The organism is Algoriphagus sp. Y33 (genome assembly GCF_014838715.1).
In the GTDB taxonomy this organism is placed as follows: Bacteria; Bacteroidota; Bacteroidia; order Cytophagales; family Cyclobacteriaceae; genus Algoriphagus.
This window is the reverse complement of the sequence record NZ_CP061947.1, coordinates 5,016,812-5,033,004: the sequence shown is the minus strand read 5'-3', so window position 1 is coordinate 5,033,004 and position 16,193 is coordinate 5,016,812. Positions and strand designations below refer to the sequence as shown.

17 protein-coding genes are annotated in these 16,193 nt (G+C 42.2%); 6 read left to right on the top strand and 11 right to left on the bottom strand.

Annotation, left to right across the window (positions count from 1 at the left end):
• On the top strand, positions 1-1,347 hold the full coding sequence (locus tag ID165_RS20585; RefSeq protein WP_192347307.1) for a PhoH family protein: 1,347 nt from the start codon (positions 1-3) through the stop codon (positions 1,345-1,347).
• A gap of 307 nt (positions 1,348-1,654) precedes the next feature.
• Entirely contained in the window at positions 1,655-1,876 is a 222-nt protein-coding gene (locus ID165_RS20580) for a hypothetical protein (RefSeq protein WP_192347306.1), read from the top strand.
• Between the two features lie 99 nt (positions 1,877-1,975).
• Here the strand turns inward: ID165_RS20580 and ID165_RS20575 are convergent, their stop codons facing one another.
• The 6 genes from ID165_RS20575 to ID165_RS20550 form a co-directional block, all read right to left on the bottom strand.
• Positions 1,976-2,731, bottom strand: coding sequence for a LytTR family DNA-binding domain-containing protein (locus tag ID165_RS20575; protein ID WP_192347305.1), 756 nt, complete (start codon positions 2,729-2,731; stop codon positions 1,976-1,978).
• A gap of 119 nt (positions 2,732-2,850) precedes the next feature.
• The gene (locus ID165_RS20570) at positions 2,851-3,585 is read right to left on the bottom strand and encodes a LytTR family DNA-binding domain-containing protein (protein ID WP_192347304.1); all 735 of its coding nucleotides are present in this window, start codon (positions 3,583-3,585) and stop codon (positions 2,851-2,853) included.
• Positions 3,586-3,599: 14 nt separating this feature from the next.
• Positions 3,600-4,652 (bottom strand): sensor histidine kinase, encoded by a 1,053-nt coding sequence (locus ID165_RS20565; RefSeq protein ID WP_192347303.1) that lies wholly within the window; start codon positions 4,650-4,652, stop codon positions 3,600-3,602.
• An 80-nt stretch (positions 4,653-4,732) separates the two neighbouring features.
• Positions 4,733-7,564, bottom strand: coding sequence for an excinuclease ABC subunit UvrA (uvrA, locus tag ID165_RS20560; protein WP_192347302.1), 2,832 nt, complete (start codon positions 7,562-7,564; stop codon positions 4,733-4,735).
• Between the two features lie 190 nt (positions 7,565-7,754).
• Positions 7,755-8,693: a lytic transglycosylase domain-containing protein gene (locus ID165_RS20555; protein ID WP_192347301.1), complete on the bottom strand. Its 939-nt coding sequence runs from the start codon at positions 8,691-8,693 to the stop codon at positions 7,755-7,757.
• Positions 8,694-8,750: 57 nt separating this feature from the next.
• Entirely contained in the window at positions 8,751-9,473 is a 723-nt protein-coding gene (locus tag ID165_RS20550) for a TIGR00730 family Rossman fold protein (RefSeq protein WP_192347300.1), read from the bottom strand.
• A 172-nt stretch (positions 9,474-9,645) separates the two neighbouring features.
• Here ID165_RS20550 and ID165_RS20545 point away from each other — a divergent pair, with 172 nt between their 5' ends.
• The 4 genes from ID165_RS20545 (at position 9,646) to ID165_RS20530 (ending at position 11,808) form a co-directional block, all read left to right on the top strand.
• Positions 9,646-10,245 carry a YkgJ family cysteine cluster protein gene (locus ID165_RS20545; protein WP_192347299.1) on the top strand — a complete coding sequence of 200 codons (600 nt, stop codon included), beginning with the start codon at positions 9,646-9,648 and terminating at the stop codon, positions 10,243-10,245.
• A 70-nt stretch (positions 10,246-10,315) separates the two neighbouring features.
• Complete coding sequence (locus ID165_RS20540) at positions 10,316-10,681, top strand: phage holin family protein (protein ID WP_192347298.1); 366 nt, start codon at positions 10,316-10,318, stop codon at positions 10,679-10,681.
• Entirely contained in the window at positions 10,674-11,057 is a 384-nt protein-coding gene (locus ID165_RS20535) for a hypothetical protein (RefSeq protein WP_192347297.1), read from the top strand. The genes ID165_RS20540 and ID165_RS20535 overlap by 8 nt, the downstream gene beginning before the upstream one ends.
• Before the next feature lie 19 nt (positions 11,058-11,076).
• Complete coding sequence (locus ID165_RS20530; protein WP_255505069.1) at positions 11,077-11,808, top strand: geranylgeranylglyceryl/heptaprenylglyceryl phosphate synthase; 732 nt, start codon at positions 11,077-11,079, stop codon at positions 11,806-11,808.
• Here ID165_RS20530 and ID165_RS20525 read toward each other — a convergent pair.
• The 5 genes from ID165_RS20525 to panD form a co-directional block, all read right to left on the bottom strand.
• Entirely contained in the window at positions 11,801-12,730 is a 930-nt protein-coding gene (locus ID165_RS20525) for a helix-turn-helix domain-containing protein (RefSeq protein ID WP_192347295.1), read from the bottom strand. The two genes, ID165_RS20530 and ID165_RS20525, sit on opposite strands and share 8 nt — an antisense overlap.
• A 139-nt stretch (positions 12,731-12,869) precedes the next feature.
• Complete coding sequence (locus ID165_RS20520; RefSeq protein WP_192347294.1) at positions 12,870-14,009, bottom strand: acyl-CoA dehydrogenase; 1,140 nt, start codon at positions 14,007-14,009, stop codon at positions 12,870-12,872.
• 98 nt (positions 14,010-14,107) lie between these two features.
• A complete protein-coding gene (locus tag ID165_RS20515; RefSeq protein ID WP_192347293.1) occupies positions 14,108-14,794 on the bottom strand; it encodes a zinc metallopeptidase in 687 nt (228 codons plus the stop codon).
• A gap of 31 nt (positions 14,795-14,825) precedes the next feature.
• Positions 14,826-15,830: a lysylphosphatidylglycerol synthase transmembrane domain-containing protein gene (locus ID165_RS20510; RefSeq protein WP_225586853.1), complete on the bottom strand. Its 1,005-nt coding sequence runs from the start codon at positions 15,828-15,830 to the stop codon at positions 14,826-14,828.
• Positions 15,830-16,177, bottom strand: coding sequence for an aspartate 1-decarboxylase (gene panD / locus ID165_RS20505; protein WP_192347292.1), 348 nt, complete (start codon positions 16,175-16,177; stop codon positions 15,830-15,832). Before panD ends, ID165_RS20510 begins: the two co-directional genes overlap by 1 nt.
• Positions 16,178-16,193: the final 16 nt, after the last annotated feature.

The following is a 16,193-nucleotide window of genomic DNA, read 5'->3' as shown; positions in this document are numbered from 1 at the left end:
ATGCCTAGAGCCAAATCCGATAAAGATCGGAAAATCTTTGTGCTGGATACTTCGGTGATCCTCTTCGCACACAACTCCATCATGAATTTTGCCGAGCACGATGTGGTCATTCCGATCACTGTGCTGGAGGAACTTGATCAATTCAAGAAAGGCAATGACACCAAGAATTTTGAAGCCCGTGAATTTATCCGTTTACTGGATAAACTCTCTCAGGATCAGATGATTCACAATTGGACTCCCCTGAACGGGAAGACAAAGGGGAACTTTAGGGTACTGATGAATCCGGAAAATCAGATTAATGCCAATGAGATTTTTGGCGAGGAAAAGAATGATCACAAGATTCTAAACTGTGCACTATACCTGAAGCAGCATGAGAAGGGCAGAAAGGTAATCTTGGTCAGTAAGGATATCAATCTTAGACTGAAGGCCAAATCACTTGATTTGCTGGCGGAAGATTATGAAACCGGCAAGATCAAGAATATCGTTGAGCTGGAAAATACTGGGAAATACATCCTCGAAAACATAGATCCCGAGCATATAAACAAGCTTTATGAACAAGGATATGTTGAGGCTAAGTCTGTCTTGGGAACCCGAAAGCGGAAGTCTAATGCTTACTATATTCTGAAAAGCAATAAGAATTCAGTGTTAGCCTATTATAATTCGGATGAAAGCATTCTTGAGCGTGTGGACAAGAAGCTGGCCTATAATATTAAGCCAAAAAATGCGGAACAGACTTTTGCCCTTCATGCGATCACCAATCCAAACATCCGATTGGTTTCTATCCAAGGAGTAGCCGGGACAGGAAAGACATTATTGGCGCTGGCTGGAGCACTGGAGCAACGAAGAGAGTACAAGCAGATATTCTTGGCCAGACCGATCGTCCCCTTGAGTAATAAGGACATTGGATATTTGCCGGGCGACATCAAATCCAAGCTTAATCCCTATATGGAGCCGCTGTGGGATAATCTAAAATTCATCCAAAATCAATATAAGGAGACGGATAAGGAGTTTCAGAAAATCACAGAGCTGGTAAATCAGGAAAAGCTGGTGATCCAACCCTTGGCCTATATTCGAGGACGCTCCTTGTCCAATATTTTCTTTATTGTGGATGAAGCGCAGAACTTAACTCCACATGAGATTAAGACAATTATCTCAAGGGCGGGAGAAAACACCAAGATCATCTTCACAGGAGATGTGTTCCAGATCGATACACCTTACTTGGATTCCCAGTCAAATGGCTTATCCTACTTGATAGATCGTGTCAAAGACCATCCACTCTATGCGCATATCAAACTTGAAAAAGGAGAGCGCTCGGAGCTGGCAAACCTTGCGAATGAGTTGTTGTAAACTTTCATTTACTTGTCAAAAAAGCTCCAGACGGAGCTTTTTTGCTTTAGAGACTAATGAAACAGGCTTGTGGCCCATTGAGCTTATCAAAAAAACAGGTTAACTGCGAAGTGTTTTTTATAATTTTATCATTTAGTGTAACCCGCCAATCTATGGATTATTGTTCATCTCTGGGGTTTACATGTTCAAAAACGTACATAGTATAATGATGTGATTTTCTTAACTCATTGATTTTTAAAGTGTTTGTTGTTTTGGGTCGCTTTTTGGCATATAGTCGGTATAGAAATTAAACCAACTTATTACTGCCATGATTACTTCACTATTTTCCCAAAAAAACATTTGTGCTGCATTGGGCTTCGTAATGGCAATTACCATTGTATGGAAAGCTAAAGTAGAAACAAACCTTGCACAGCATACTGCCTTTGTTGAATACACTGAACCAACTTACAATATCGGCATATCCTCTAATTCCGGAGCTGAAAAAGCCTATGAATTCAAAAAAATAAGCACCGAGCAGTCGGTTTTTTGATAAGTTAACTGGGCAAAAAGCCCTAAGAAATACTCGTAAGGGTAGATTTGGTTGATTGTTTGATCGAAAGAGGTGGGTAATTAGCCCACCTTTTTGTTTTTAGCTTTCTGTGATGGTGCTAAGTTTTGCAAGGAAACTGTTGTAGTACTGTCTGCCTACCTGCACAGTTGCTCCAGAGCGTAGTGTTATTTCTTTTGTACTGAAACTCTCTATTTGTCCTAAGTGGACAATATATGATTTTTGTACCCGTAGAAATAACTGGGAAGGAAGTGTCTCCTCTATTTCCTTCATCGATTTGCGGATGTTAAATTCTCTTTTCTTTGTGTAGACGGTGACCATATTCCCATTGGCCTCCACATAATAGATGTCATCATAAGGAACTCGTTCAAAAGAACTGTCGGCTTTGATGAAGACAGCGTCGGTTACTAGGTAAGGGTTGTCATTCGTAGGGACAGCCGCAGCTACGTCAGTTGCCAGCTTTGTCCGCTTGTTATAAAGAACAATCTCTACGATGGCATGAATGTCATTTGTATTGAACGGTTTCACGATAAAGCCTGCCGGATTTATCCGCTTTGCTCTCTCTATAATGGTAGGGTCTGAATAGGAAGTGACATAAACTAATGGTGCATCGACCATTTTCTTTAAGATTTCTCCAAGCTCTATTCCGTCTTTATCGCCCTTTAGTTTGATATCCATGAATATCAGATCAGGACGATATTTTTTGATGATCTTAATACATTGATTTGCCGAGTTGGCGATGTCGGTATTGACATAACCCAGGAGTTCCAATATTTCCTGTATATTTTCTGCGATGCTGATATCGTCTTCGACGATTAATATCCGCTCTTCTTTCATAAGTAGCTGGCAGATGTGCGTTTTAGGAGTGAAACTAATTATTCTGGCCTATAGGCCTATTTACTCCCTAGTTACTAAAATTATCAGTGGAATCAAATGCTTTTATTTGGGTATAAAACCTACAAACTCATCATTTCCTTAAACCTTGCTGCCTGCCTTCTACTGACCTCAATTCTATCGCCTCCTTTGAGAGTAACCACAAGGCCCCCATTAAACCAAGGCTCTATTCCCTCTACCCAGCCTAGATTAATGATATGCTTTCGGCTGGCACGGAAGAAGGATTTCTCATCCAGACGTTCATCCAAGGCATTCAAAGATTTGTGTATCATTGGTTTGAAATTGTCAAAATACACTTTAATATAATTACCGTCTGACTCAAACAATCGAACATTCGATAGTCTTACAAACCAGCATCTATCTCCGTCTTTTACGAAAACCTGATCTTCAAGGGTAAGTTTCTTGTGGCTGTGTATAGATGGAGTTTCTTCGTTTTTGGAAAAGCCATCTATTTTTCCCTGAAGCTTGGCAATAGCTTCTTCAAGCCGCTTCGGCTCGATAGGTTTCAACAGGTAATCCAAGGCATTAACCTGAAAAGCTTTTAAAGCATACTCGTCATAAGCAGTGGTAAAGATCACATGGGGGACGTTATCCAGTTCTTCCAGAAGCTCAAAGCCTGTTTTCTCGGGCATCTGTATATCCAGAAATATAACATCCGGATTCAGCTGGTCGATTTTATCTTTGGCATCGTCCACATTTACAGCTTCTCCTACTACTTCCACACTTTCTAGTTGGTTTAAGAGATTGATCAGCTCCTTGCGTGCTAATCTTTCATCATCAATTACAATGGCTCGCATTTTTGTTGAGTTTGTTATTCAAATGTAACTTTTTGTTTAGGAATCTTTATTTCTGTGATAACGAATTGATTCCCTGAGTTGAAGATACGGAAGCTTGCTTTATCTCCATATATTAGCTTAAGTCTTTGTACAGTATTACTCAGTCCGTGACCTTGCTCGTCTTCAGAATCCAATGAAGGCTGGTGGGTCAGCTGCCCGCTATTCTTGACTTGAATGTACAAATCATCATGCAATCCTTCCCTGCACTTCACTTCAATCGTACCTCCCTTCACCAAATTAGACACCCCGTGCTTGACTCCATTTTCCACGATTGTTTGTAGCATCATAGGGGGAATTTTATAGCTGTAGGCTTCATCCTCGATATGGTACTCTACCTTCAGTCTTTCTTCGAAACGGATAGATTCCAGCTCCAGATAGTCTTTTACGGTATTTAATTCTTCTTCAAATTTAATGGTTTGTTTTTTGTCCATCATCAGTGAGAAGCGAAGCATATTCGAGATTCTCGTGATTGCCGTTTTTGCTTTGATAGGGTCTTCATCCACCAACGCCCGTACACTATTCAGTGCATTGAATATAAAATGAGGATTGAGCTGGCTTTTGAGGTGATTTAGCCTTATTTCATTGATTTTCGCCTCGTATTTCAACGTAGTGTTGTAGTTGTCCAAAAAGTGAACCAGAAAATACATTACAAACCATAAGGCATAAAGTAGAATTGCCTGAAATATATTGGCTAGAATCACCAGGATTTTGAAATCTTCGGCAGGATTTAGGGTGCCAAAGGCAATGTTTATCAGAATCTGCGCTACAAAATTAGCTAATGAAAGTGCTATTATGGCTAGAAAGGATTGAAAGAAAAGCTGGCCGATGCCGAGTCTAAACCAATTGTAAGTTTTGACTATATACCGTAAAAAGTGTGTAGAAATAAGATTTGTTGCCGCCAGGACAATAAAAGCCCAGATTTGAATAGAAGTAACTCCTTGGGAAAGAGAGGCCAAAAAAATACTCACAGCGGCAAAACCACCCCATCCGAGTACTTGTAAGAACCAATACAGTCTTATTCTGTTCATAATCGCCCAAAGATAAATAACGCAGGAGTCTCCTCTTTCTTAATGTGATAAAAGGAGGATACCCTTGATTATAACCCTTGTTAGCTGTTTAATTCCATTTTAAGAAATCGGCCGGTATAGCTGCCAGCTGTAGAAGCTACCTTTTCGGGAGTCCCCTGCACTACGATTGTCCCGCCTTTATTTCCACCTTCCGGTCCCAGATCTACTATATAATCTGCCATTTTGATCACATCCATGTTATGTTCTATGATCAATACAGTATTCCCTTTAGACACCAAGCCATTTACTACGAGCATCAGCAGTTCTATGTCTTGGAAGTGAAGTCCGGTAGTCGGTTCATCAAGGATATAGAATGTTTTCCCGGTATCTTTTTTGGATAGTTCGGTGGCTAATTTGACGCGCTGAGCCTCTCCTCCAGAAAGAGTCGTGGCATGCTGACCAAGTGTAATATACCCCAGCCCCACATCGTTGAGGGTTTTGATTTTTCTCAGGATTTTAGGAAGCTTATCGAAAAATTCTACTGCCTGTTCTACCGTCATATCCAGCACATCGGAAATGGATTTCCCTTTGTAGCGAATCTCCAGTGTCTCCCGATTGTAGCGTTTGCCCTTGCAGGTTTCGCATGGCACATGCACATCCGGGAGAAAGTCCATTTCGATCAGCTTCATTCCTGCTCCTTCACAATCCTCACATCTTCCTCCCTTTACGTTGAAAGAAAAACGGCCGGGTTTGTAGCCTCTGATCTTGGCTTCAGGCAGTTCGGTGAAAAGAGTCCGTATATCAGAAAAAACACCCGTATAAGTAGCAGGGTTGGACCTTGGCGTCCGTCCTATTGGAGATTGATCCACTTCTATCACCTTATCCAAATGCTCCAGTCCTTTTACACTTTCATAAGGCATTGGATTTTTTTTGGAATGATATATATGCTGGTTTAGAATTGGATAAAGTGTTTCATGAATCAAGGTGCTTTTCCCGCTTCCCGAAACTCCCGTAATACAAATCAGTGTGCCTAGCGGTAGTTTAAGATCTATATTCTTGAGATTGTTGCCTGTTGCTCCCTTAATTGTAAGTACCTTGTCTTTCCCCTCTCTTCGCTCTGCCGGAACAGGTAATCCTATCTTTCCGGAGAGGTACTTGGCGGTGAGTCCTCCCGTTTGTAGGATTTGGGCAGGTGTGCCATCCGCTACTATACTTCCTCCATGTCTACCTGCACCGGGCCCCATATCTAGGAGATAATCCGAAGCCAGCATCATGTCTTTGTCATGCTCTACGACCAACACTGAATTGCCCAGACCCCGCAAACTCTGAAGTGCTTGGATTAGCTTTTCGTTGTCACGCTGATGAAGCCCTATACTTGGCTCATCCAGTATATAGAGCACCCCCACCAACTGGGTTCCGATCTGCGTAGCCAATCGGATCCGCTGGGCTTCACCTCCTGAAAGTGTCCGAAGAGGTCTGTTGAGGGATAAATAATCCAATCCTATATCGAGCAGGAATCCAATTCTCTTTCGGATCTCCTTCAGTACTTCAGCTGCGATTACATTTTGCTTTTCGGAGAGTCTGTTTTCCAGACCTACAAACCATCCTCCCAGCGAACGGATATCCATCACAGCCAGCTGGCCAATATGGGTGTCGTCTATTTTGATGTGTAATGCTTCTTGTTTCAGTCTATAGCCGTGACAATCCGGGCAGGTCTGTGTAATAGTATATTCACTTACCCAGTCTTGGATCTTGTCCGAACTGCCTTCCTGATATTTTTTCAAAAAGTTAATTATCCCTTCGAAAGTGGTGTGCCACTTGGTTCCCGGATGTTTTACGGAATCTACTGCTACTTCTATTTTATCACCGTTAAGAAGAATTTCTACTACATTTTCCGGTAATTTCTCTATAGGAGTACTCATGCTACACTTGTAGTGCTTGAGAATGGCTTCTATTTTTTTGAAAATCCAGATATCCCGGTATTCACCAAGCGGTGCTATTCCGCCCCTTGTTATACTGAGTTTCGGGTCCGGTATAATACTATCACGGGTGATTTCTTCTGTAATCCCCAGTCCGTTACAGGTGGGACATGCTCCATAAGGGCTGTTGAAGGAAAAGGTATTTGGCGCAGGTTCTTCGTACGAAAGTCCTGTCTCAGGATCCATCAGATACTTCGAGAAATGATGAATCTCTCCCTCTTCATCACGGATCATGATGACTCCTTTGCCATGCTGCAAAGCAGATTTCAAGGATTGGGTAATGCGAAAACGATCGGATTCTTCTGCGACGATTCTGTCAATGACAATCTCAATATCATGGATTTTGTAACGATCCACCTGCATTTTGGGTGCCATTTCCATGACGACTCCGTCCACACGGACTTTTGAGAAACCCATTTTTCGGATTTGCTCAAAAAGCTCACGATAGTGTCCTTTTCGCCCCTTTACTATCGGAGCAAGGATGTATAGTTTCTTGTTCAGAAAGTTGGTAAACAGCAGATCGATGATTTGATCCTCCGTTTGCCGAACCATTTTCGATCCGGTCAAATAAGAATATGCTTCCCCTGCTCTTGCATAGAGCAAACGCATGAAATCATAAATCTCGGTGACTGTGCCGACGGTAGAGCGTGGATTTTTGGAAGTAGTCTTTTGCTCTATGGCTATTACCGGAGAGAGGCCGTTGATTTTATCCACATCAGGACGCTCCATCCCACCCAGAAAAGATCGGGCATAGGCTGAAAATGACTCCATATACCTACGCTGTCCTTCTGCATAGATGGTGTCAAATGCAAGGGAGCTCTTCCCGCTACCACTTAGACCCGTAATTACCACGAGTTTATTTCGGGGTATCTTTAGGTCTAGGTTTTTAAGATTGTGCTCTCGGGCTCCAAAAATCTCTATGTATTCTTCCTGTGCGGGAGTGACTTGACTCATATAATCTGCTGGCAATTTTAAACGGCAAAGGTACGGAATTTCGACCGGACGCCGCAGTAAACTTCAAAGAGTATAACCCGAAAGGGCAAGATTGGTTCATTGACAGAATAAGCGGTTTCCCTTCTCCATTTCAGGTTTGAATAATGGGTTTTTTCTACAGGTTCTACCGGATTTCCAACACTTTCTAGAATCACTCCGGAAGCAGGATTTCATAGCTTTTTCCCCGTTTCACGTTCAAGTCCCTGTCTCGAAGCCAGGGGTTGTAAAGTTTTAGTTCTTTATAAGTTTTGCCTTGCAGTCTGGCCCAGGCTGCAAGATTCTTAATGTCATTGTTAACTATTATTTTTTTGAGAGCAGGTGTGTTGTAATAGTCTGATTCCCGAAGATGAAAACCAAACTCTCCCGGGTTTTCGAAGATTACCTTAAAAGCCAAAATGCGGAATAAATATCTGCTCGTTTCATCATTGAGGTACAGGTCATAATAATTCTTGGCCATCTGATCCTCCTGCCTACGTGAAAATCCGGATTGCCCCATGTTATAACTGGCTGCGACCGCTGTCCAATCTCCGAATTTTGCATGCGCTTTCTTAAAATATCTTGATGCTGCATAGGTGGCCTTTTCAAGGTTATAGCGTTCGTCCACATCCTTGGATATTTCCAGTCCATATTCCTCGCCTGTTGATTCCATAATCTGCCAAAAACCTTTTGCTCCCGCGGGGGAGGCTACGTTCATCAGTGCAGATTCTGCCATTGCGAGGTATTTGAAATCATCCGGAATGCCGGTTTCTTTCAACATTTTTTCTATCTCAGGAAGGAATTTACTTGATCGCTTCATTAGCAAAATCATGTTGGACTGCCAATAGGCATTCACATAGATTTCCCGTTCTAACCGTTCTTTGACATCTTCTATTTCCAAGGGGACTTTCTCCCCCGCAAAAGTCAGTTCCTCAGGAAGGTCAAAAAGTCTAACGGTGTCACGGGAAGGCAGTGGCATATTTTGTAGCATCTGTACATTCGCTACACTAGGTTCCTGAGGTATTTCTTCGGGTACTTTCCATATAGCGTATGCTGCCATCGCCAGACAAAGAATTACCAAGAGATAAAGGGGGATTATGTGAGATTTGTTCATTTAAAAACTTTAATAGATGAGTGCGTAAAACTTGAGTTTTAAGCTCCGCTTTTGGTCCTAGAAATTAGGACTCAACAAATATTTGTTGTAAAAATCGTCAATCACTTTCACTGCTTCCGTAGGGTTTTCTACTACTGCAAATAGATCAAGGTCTATTTCATTGATGTAATGATGTGCCAGCAAAGTTTTTCTTATCCAATCTACCAGACCTGACCAGTAATCTTTCCCTACCAGCACAATTGGAAACTTTCCTATTTTATTGGTTTGAATCAGTGTTAATGCTTCAAAAAATTCATCCATTGTGCCAAAACCACCCGGAAGCACCACAAATCCCTGGGAATATTTGACGAACATTACCTTGCGTACAAAGAAATAATCAAAAGTCATCAACTTATCCCGATCGATGTAAATATTGTCAAATTGTTCAAATGGCAATACTATATTCAGCCCTACTGACTTTCCTCCTTCGGAGTGTGCTCCTTTATTACCTGCTTCCATAATTCCGGGCCCGCCACCGGTGATCACTCCATAACCATGGCGGACAAGTTTGGCGGCAATATCCTCAGCCATCTTATAATGCCCATGATCCCTCGGTGTTCTTGCAGAACCAAAAATTGATACACAAGGCCCTATCTTGGCAAGCTTTTCAAATCCCTCCACAAACTCAGACATGACCTTAAAAATCACCCAAGAATCAGCACTTTTGATTTCACTCCAATCCCGCTCTTTGAATGCAAGGCGGATTTTATCTTCTGCATTTTGATTTTCTAGATTGCTCATATCCTACTTTTTATTTAAATAAAACGATCTCTCGGCTGAAATCGACGGTATATGGTCTACTATTCAGCCTGTCCCGTGATAAATGACTGATGCTCAATAGAAAAAAATCGTTGCTTAGGGGAACCAATCGCCCCGGTCTGGTGTATTTTTGCGTTCTATTTGAACTATAGAGATGAATCTCGCTGAAAAATCTCAAGCTACACAGAACGTGTTCGGTGAGCTAGAGTCAGCTACAAAGCAATTTGTATCTGAGAGTGGTTTAGGCTGTGTCTCGGGATGCGGCTTCTGTTGCGCAAACCCTAAAGTACCGGCTTCTCCTTTAGAATTTCTTCCGTTAGCCTTTGACCTCTATGACAAGGGGCTGGCAGAATCCACCTTGGCATTAGTAGAAAGTAAGGGTGAAGGTGGTAGCTGTGTGATGTACAGACCGCAGTCCGAAGACGGTAAGAAGGGGTTTTGTGGAAACCACACCAAAAGAGGAATGATTTGTAGACTGTTTGCTGCCTCAGCCCGTAGAACCAAATATGGCAAAAAAGACCTCATTATTTGCAAAATATTGAAGGAAGAGAAAGCGGAAGAGTTCCTGCTTACCAGCGATCGCATAAATAAAGACATGGAAATTCCGCTTGCAACGGCTTTCTATAGCCGCTTGGACGAAATTGATCAATCTCTTTGCCAGCAATTCACTATAAATGAAGCCATTTCTTTTGCATTGGAACTTGTTTTGAGATATAGATTTTACGAAGAGCAGGAAGTTGATGTGATTGCATGATTTTTTTGCTCCTGCCAATTGAAGTATATTGTGTCATATTTCAAGGGTAACATCTCACAAATTTTTAATTATGCTAAGAATCGGAGAAATAATACAAACTGTCAAAGGGATAGTGGAGACTAAAGTAGATCTAGTCAAACTGGAAATACAGGATCAGGTTGCAGGGATTTTAACCAGGATGATTTTTCTTATTTTGATGGGTGGAAGTCTCCTATTGGTATTGTTGTTCTTTAGCCTTTCACTGGCTTTTTTCCTAAGCCAGTATTTTGAATCTCCACATATGGGTTTCTTGCTAGTTGGGTTAATTTATCTGGTTATACTCGTTGTTTTATTCTTACTGAGAGACCACGACCCTACTGAGGATAAGGTGCAGAAAGGGTTGAAAGGGTTTATTTTTAGGGTAAGAAGGTTCAAAAAACGTAAAGAGAATGAATAAGGAATTGAGAAAGAAAGAAGAAGAATTAGAGGAGACTTTGGCCAGGCAGTTTGAACTTTTCAAGGCCGAGTCCGGAGACTGGGTGAAAATTGGCGGGGTTGTTTTAGCAGGAGGCTTGATAGCCTTGGCTATTTCTAAAACACGTAAAACCCGGAAAGACCGTCAAACGCAGGAGGTGCTTGAAGTTCTTGAAAGAGAAGGACTGCTTACCAAGGATATTGAGAAAAAGCTCACAGAAGGCTCTAAATCTTCATTCTGGCCAAGTATGGGCCAGCGCCTTTTGATATTGGGGCTTGCTTTTGCCAAGGATAAATTTTTGCCTAACCTATTTGCTGCGAAGTCGGGAGATGCCCAAGTCGAAAAAGAAAGTCAGTAAGATTCTAAAACGATTTCATGTGAGCGGTAGAAAAGGGCTTGCATGGCTGGTTGACCCTGACAAATTTACAAATGCAGTCTTTTTCGAAGAGCAATATGCTTGGGTCAAGAATTCTGATCTGGATTTACTATTTGTAGGAGGGAGTCAACTAAGTCGCAATAATTTTAGACAGGTAGTTCTTTCACTTAAAAAAATTGCAGGCGAAATCCCTGTTGTTATTTTTCCCGGTTCTCAGGTGCAACTGGCTGAAGAAGCAGATGCCATTTTATTCCTTTCGCTGATCTCTGGTAGGAACCCCGAATACCTTATCGGCCATCAAGTGCTTGCAGCACCTACCGTGAAGAAAATGAAATTGGAAGTATTACCTACTGCCTACATGCTTGTAAGCGAGGGTGAGGTTACGAGTGTACAATACGTCAGCAAAACAATGCCCTTACCCAATTCGGAACCCGATTTGGCTAAGGCTACTGCACTCGCAGGGCTTTATTTGGGAATGAAATTCTTTTATATGGACGCCGGAAGTGGGGCGAAATCCCCTGTATCTGCTGCGGTGATAAAATCCGTAAAGTCAGTGGCCAATAATCCTGTTATAGTCGGAGGAGGGCTGGACTCTCTGGGCAAAGTAAAAACTGCCTATGAAAGCGGTGCGGATCTATTGGTAATAGGCAATGCGATAGAAAAAGACCCCGGTTTTTTGGCCGAGGTATTGGAATATAAAATGCTATTGAATCTGTCTTTCAACGTCAATTGACGTTAATCAAGGAATCTCTCCTTCTCATTTTTCCGGCAGGGACGCCAAACATCATCTTGAACCTACGGCAGAAATAAGCAGTATCCTTGTAGCCAACTTCTTTTCCTATATCACGAATTGACTTTTTGGTAGTTCGTAAAAGCTCTACCGCAGCTTCCATCCGCTGATATTCTATATAGTCCTGAGGATTGATTCCAGTCAGCATCTTGAAATACTGCCCCACGTAATCTTCTGACACATTGGCTACCTTAGCCAGAATTTTATTGGACAGGTCTCCACCCAAATTGGCTTTAATGTAATTGAACAAATCTATCAAACGCGGATCCTTGAAATAGGTGGCATTCGTGGAAAGTTCCTCCAAGAACAATCTATTTTTCAGGATATGGCGAAGCAATTCGATGACCAACAGTTCCGTGTTGGATTTCAATGCTCTTTCTTTGCCTACATTGCTCACTTCCACTTCTTTCATCAGGTCTTCCACTATCGTCGCCAATCTATCGTTGAACCGAATGATAAAAGGGGGAATGTCCAGAGAATTAAAAAAGTTGACTACATCAAAGACCTTGGACTCAAAACCAACGACAGAGATGCAATCGTCTTCGGTGCTCTTTATTTCCCTAAAACTGATACTCTGAAGGTACTTTTTCTTATTCTCCTGAAATTGTTCTTTGGATATTTCTCCCTTTTTTGCTCCACTGCCTAAGGTGAGTTTTGTTTTTTGCTCGGCAGGCAGGAAAAGGACTTCTCCCTCGTTTAAAAGTTCTTGATCGTCGCCGAACTTGAGTGTCCCGTGATGAAGGAGAATCAGGGTATTGTCCGATTCGGTATAATCAATGACTGAGACAGGTTTCTCTATCCGCAAATTATTCCCTCGGATAAACCTTACATTGACTGATTCGATAACCTTGTTGTAATATTCCATGAATAAGTATTAAAAAAACCAAACATCAAAAATATGATTTTTCTAACGATATTTCATGGATTTTTTATGGATGGTGTTAATATAAATTAAAAAGGACATAGAATTATTTAATTATGTCTTTTTCTGAACAAAATAGTTGCTACTTAAGAAGACCTCTGGATATGACTATTTTTTGAATCTCAGATGTTCCCTCATAAATCTGGGTAATCTTGGCATCTCTCATGAGACGCTCTACATGATATTCCCTCACATATCCGTAGCCTCCGTGTATTTGTACTGCCTCAATACTTACTTCCATTGCGACTTGGGACGCATATAGTTTTGCCATAGCAGAAGCATGGGAATAGTCCTCACCCTGATCTTTCAGCCAGGCAGCTTTGTACACCAATAGTCTGGCAGCTTCAATTGTAGTGGCCATGTCCGCAAGTTTGAATTGAATTGCCTGATGATGACTGATTGGTTTGCCAAAAGTCTTTCGTTCTTTGGAGTATGCCAGTGCAAACTCATACGCTCCGGCTGCAATACCCAGAGCCTGTGCTGCGATGCCGATTCTTCCACCATTTAAAGTTTCCATGGCATATTTGAATCCAAAGCCTTCATCCCCTATTCTATTCTCTGCTGGCACCTTCACGTCTGTAAACATGAGTGAGGTAGTGTCAGAGGCTCTGATTCCCAGTTTGTCTTCTTTGTGCCCGGGAGTGAAGCCTTCCCAGCCTTTTTCCACGATAAAAACGGAGATGCCTTTGTGTCCTTTGCTGTGGTCAGTTTGGGCAAACACCAGGTAAGTATCTGCTTTTGAGCCATTGGTTATCCAGTTTTTGGTGCCATTCAATACGTAATGACCGCCATCTCGGTAAGCTTCAGTTTTCTGGGAAGTCGCATCCGAACCTGCCTCCGGCTCTGACAGGGCAAAAGCGCCAAGCTTTTGACCGGATGCGAGGGGCTTAAGATATTTCTCCTTTTGGGTTTCAGAAGCATACTTTTCCAACCCCCAGCAAACCAATGAATTATTCACTGACATGACTACAGAGGCTGATGCATCGATCTTGGACAGTTCTTCCATCGCAATGACATAGGAAACAGTATCCATACCTCCTCCACCATAGAGGGGATCGACCATCATTCCCATGAAGCCGAGGTTGCCCATTTTTTTGATCTCCTCAGCCGGAAATCGGGACTCAATGTCCCGCTGTATTACTCCGGGGAGCAGTTCGTTTTTTGCAAAATCTCTCGCTGCTCCCTGCACGGCGAGCTGCTCCTCTGTAAGTTCAAAATGCATACTATTCTCTTTTGGGTTTAGCTATCTGCTAGGAATATATGCCAAAAAAAGAAGAGGGACAAAACTTGCCCCTCTTCAGAAATGTTATTTGATCTGTATCAATCCCGTCCTCCAAAGAAAACCATAATATAATAGGCTAGCGTAGTGAGTGCGGCAAGTGCAGCTACTACATAGGTCATTGCAGCCCACTTCAGCGCATCTTTAGACATAGCGTACTCATCAGGCGTTACAATATTTCTGGTTTTGACCCAAGCCAGCGCTCTGTTGCTCGCATCAAATTCCACAGGTAAAGTTACCAGGGAAAAGAGGGTAATTATACTGTAAGCGCCGACAACGATATATCCTATCCATAGATTGGAAAGGCCTAATGCGAATCCTCCAAAAAGAGAAGCAATTAAGACTATATTCAAAATCTTACCCGCACTGTTTTGAAGTGGAACGAGCGTGGATCTTAGATTAAGCCACGCATAAGATGTAGCATGCTGGACTGCGTGTCCACATTCGTGGGAGGCGACTGCCGCCGCAGCGGCATTTCTCCCATAGTACACATCAGGGCTGAGGTTTACCGTTTTGTTGGCCGGATTATAATGGTCCGTAAGCTGTCCTTCTACAGATAGTACCTGCACATCGGTAATGTTATTGTCTGCGAGCATAAGCTTCGCAATCTCCGCACCCGAAAGATTTGCCTGTAAGGGAGTTTGAGAGTATTTCTTGAATTTGCTTTTCAGTTTGCTGCTCACCACAAATCCTGCAATGGCAAAAACGACTACAATTAGTATGATCATAAGTTTATTAGTTGCAATGGATAACTACGTATTATATTTTTTCAGGTTTTCCCCAGATGGGTAATTTCATCATTATTACCCAACTTATAAGTCCGGCTCCCAATACAAGGACTACTTGGGTGCCGTGGATAATGGCGGCGAAAATTTTCCCATCAACTTCTGATATACCCAGTTGTATCAAAATAAAGGCCACCAGTGCATGAAAGGTTCCAATCCCTCCTTGGACAGGTGCTACCATGCCAATACTTCCCATAACCATGACTAAAAGCACTTCGCCGGAGGACAAATTGGCAGTACTTGGTATTCCTAAGGAGATGGTGTACATGGTCAAAAAATACAAAAACCAAAGAAAAATAGAGCTTGTCCAGAATCCGGCAGGATTGGTTAATCCTCCAATTTTCCTGAGACCTGAAAGAATCTCCCTAAAAAAATGCTGTATTTTATTGATCAATCCATTATCTGCAAATCTTATGAATACATACCGGATTACGAGAATCAAAACGGCAATCCCGCCAAGTACAAGAGGAAGATTTGAAATGATTTTTTGACCTAAAGACGCTACGTCGACTAACTGACTTGCCAGATTTAAGAAGAGCTCCCGCTCTACAAAAAAAGCCAAAAGAATAGTGGATACAAGACATAACAGATCTATGCTTCGCTCTACTATCACCGTGCCGATAAGGTAGCCTGTAGAGATTCCGTTGGTTCGGGTGAGAGCCCCACATCGTGCTACTTCGCCCGCCCGCGGGATAAGCATATTAATCAGATAGCCTACCATCAATGCATGATAGGCGTGGACAAGGCTTACTTTTTTTGCATCTTCTGTATTTATGAGCAAAGTCCAGCGCCAGCTTCTAGTAAGGTAAGCCAGCATAGAGACCAACAAAGACAGTATAATCCACGCCCAATTACTTGACATGATTTGGTCAAGTAATGACTCAAAGGCTACATCTTTGTATATAAACCAAAAAATCCAGATTGCAATTCCTAATGAAATTAGAATCTGGACAGCTTGTTTAACACGTCTTTGGATCATCAGATGAGTTTGTTGTGCTCGTCGGGGAAGATCAGCACAGGTTTGAATTTTTTGGCTTCTTCTAGATCCATTCCCGCATAGGAAATGACGATTACAATATCTCCTACTTGGGCTTTTCTGGCTGCGGGACCGTTCAGGCATACTTGTCCTGAGCCTCTTTCTCCCGTGATCACGTAGGTTTCCAGCCGTTCTCCGTTGTTGACGTTGACGATTTGAACCTTTTCATTTTCAATAAGATTTGCGGCGTCCATCAGATCTTCATCGATGGTAATGGAGCCCACATAGTGTAGTTCTGCCTGGGTAATTTTCACCCGGTGGATCTTGGATTTCAGTACCTGAATTTGCATCGGTTTAATTTTGCGG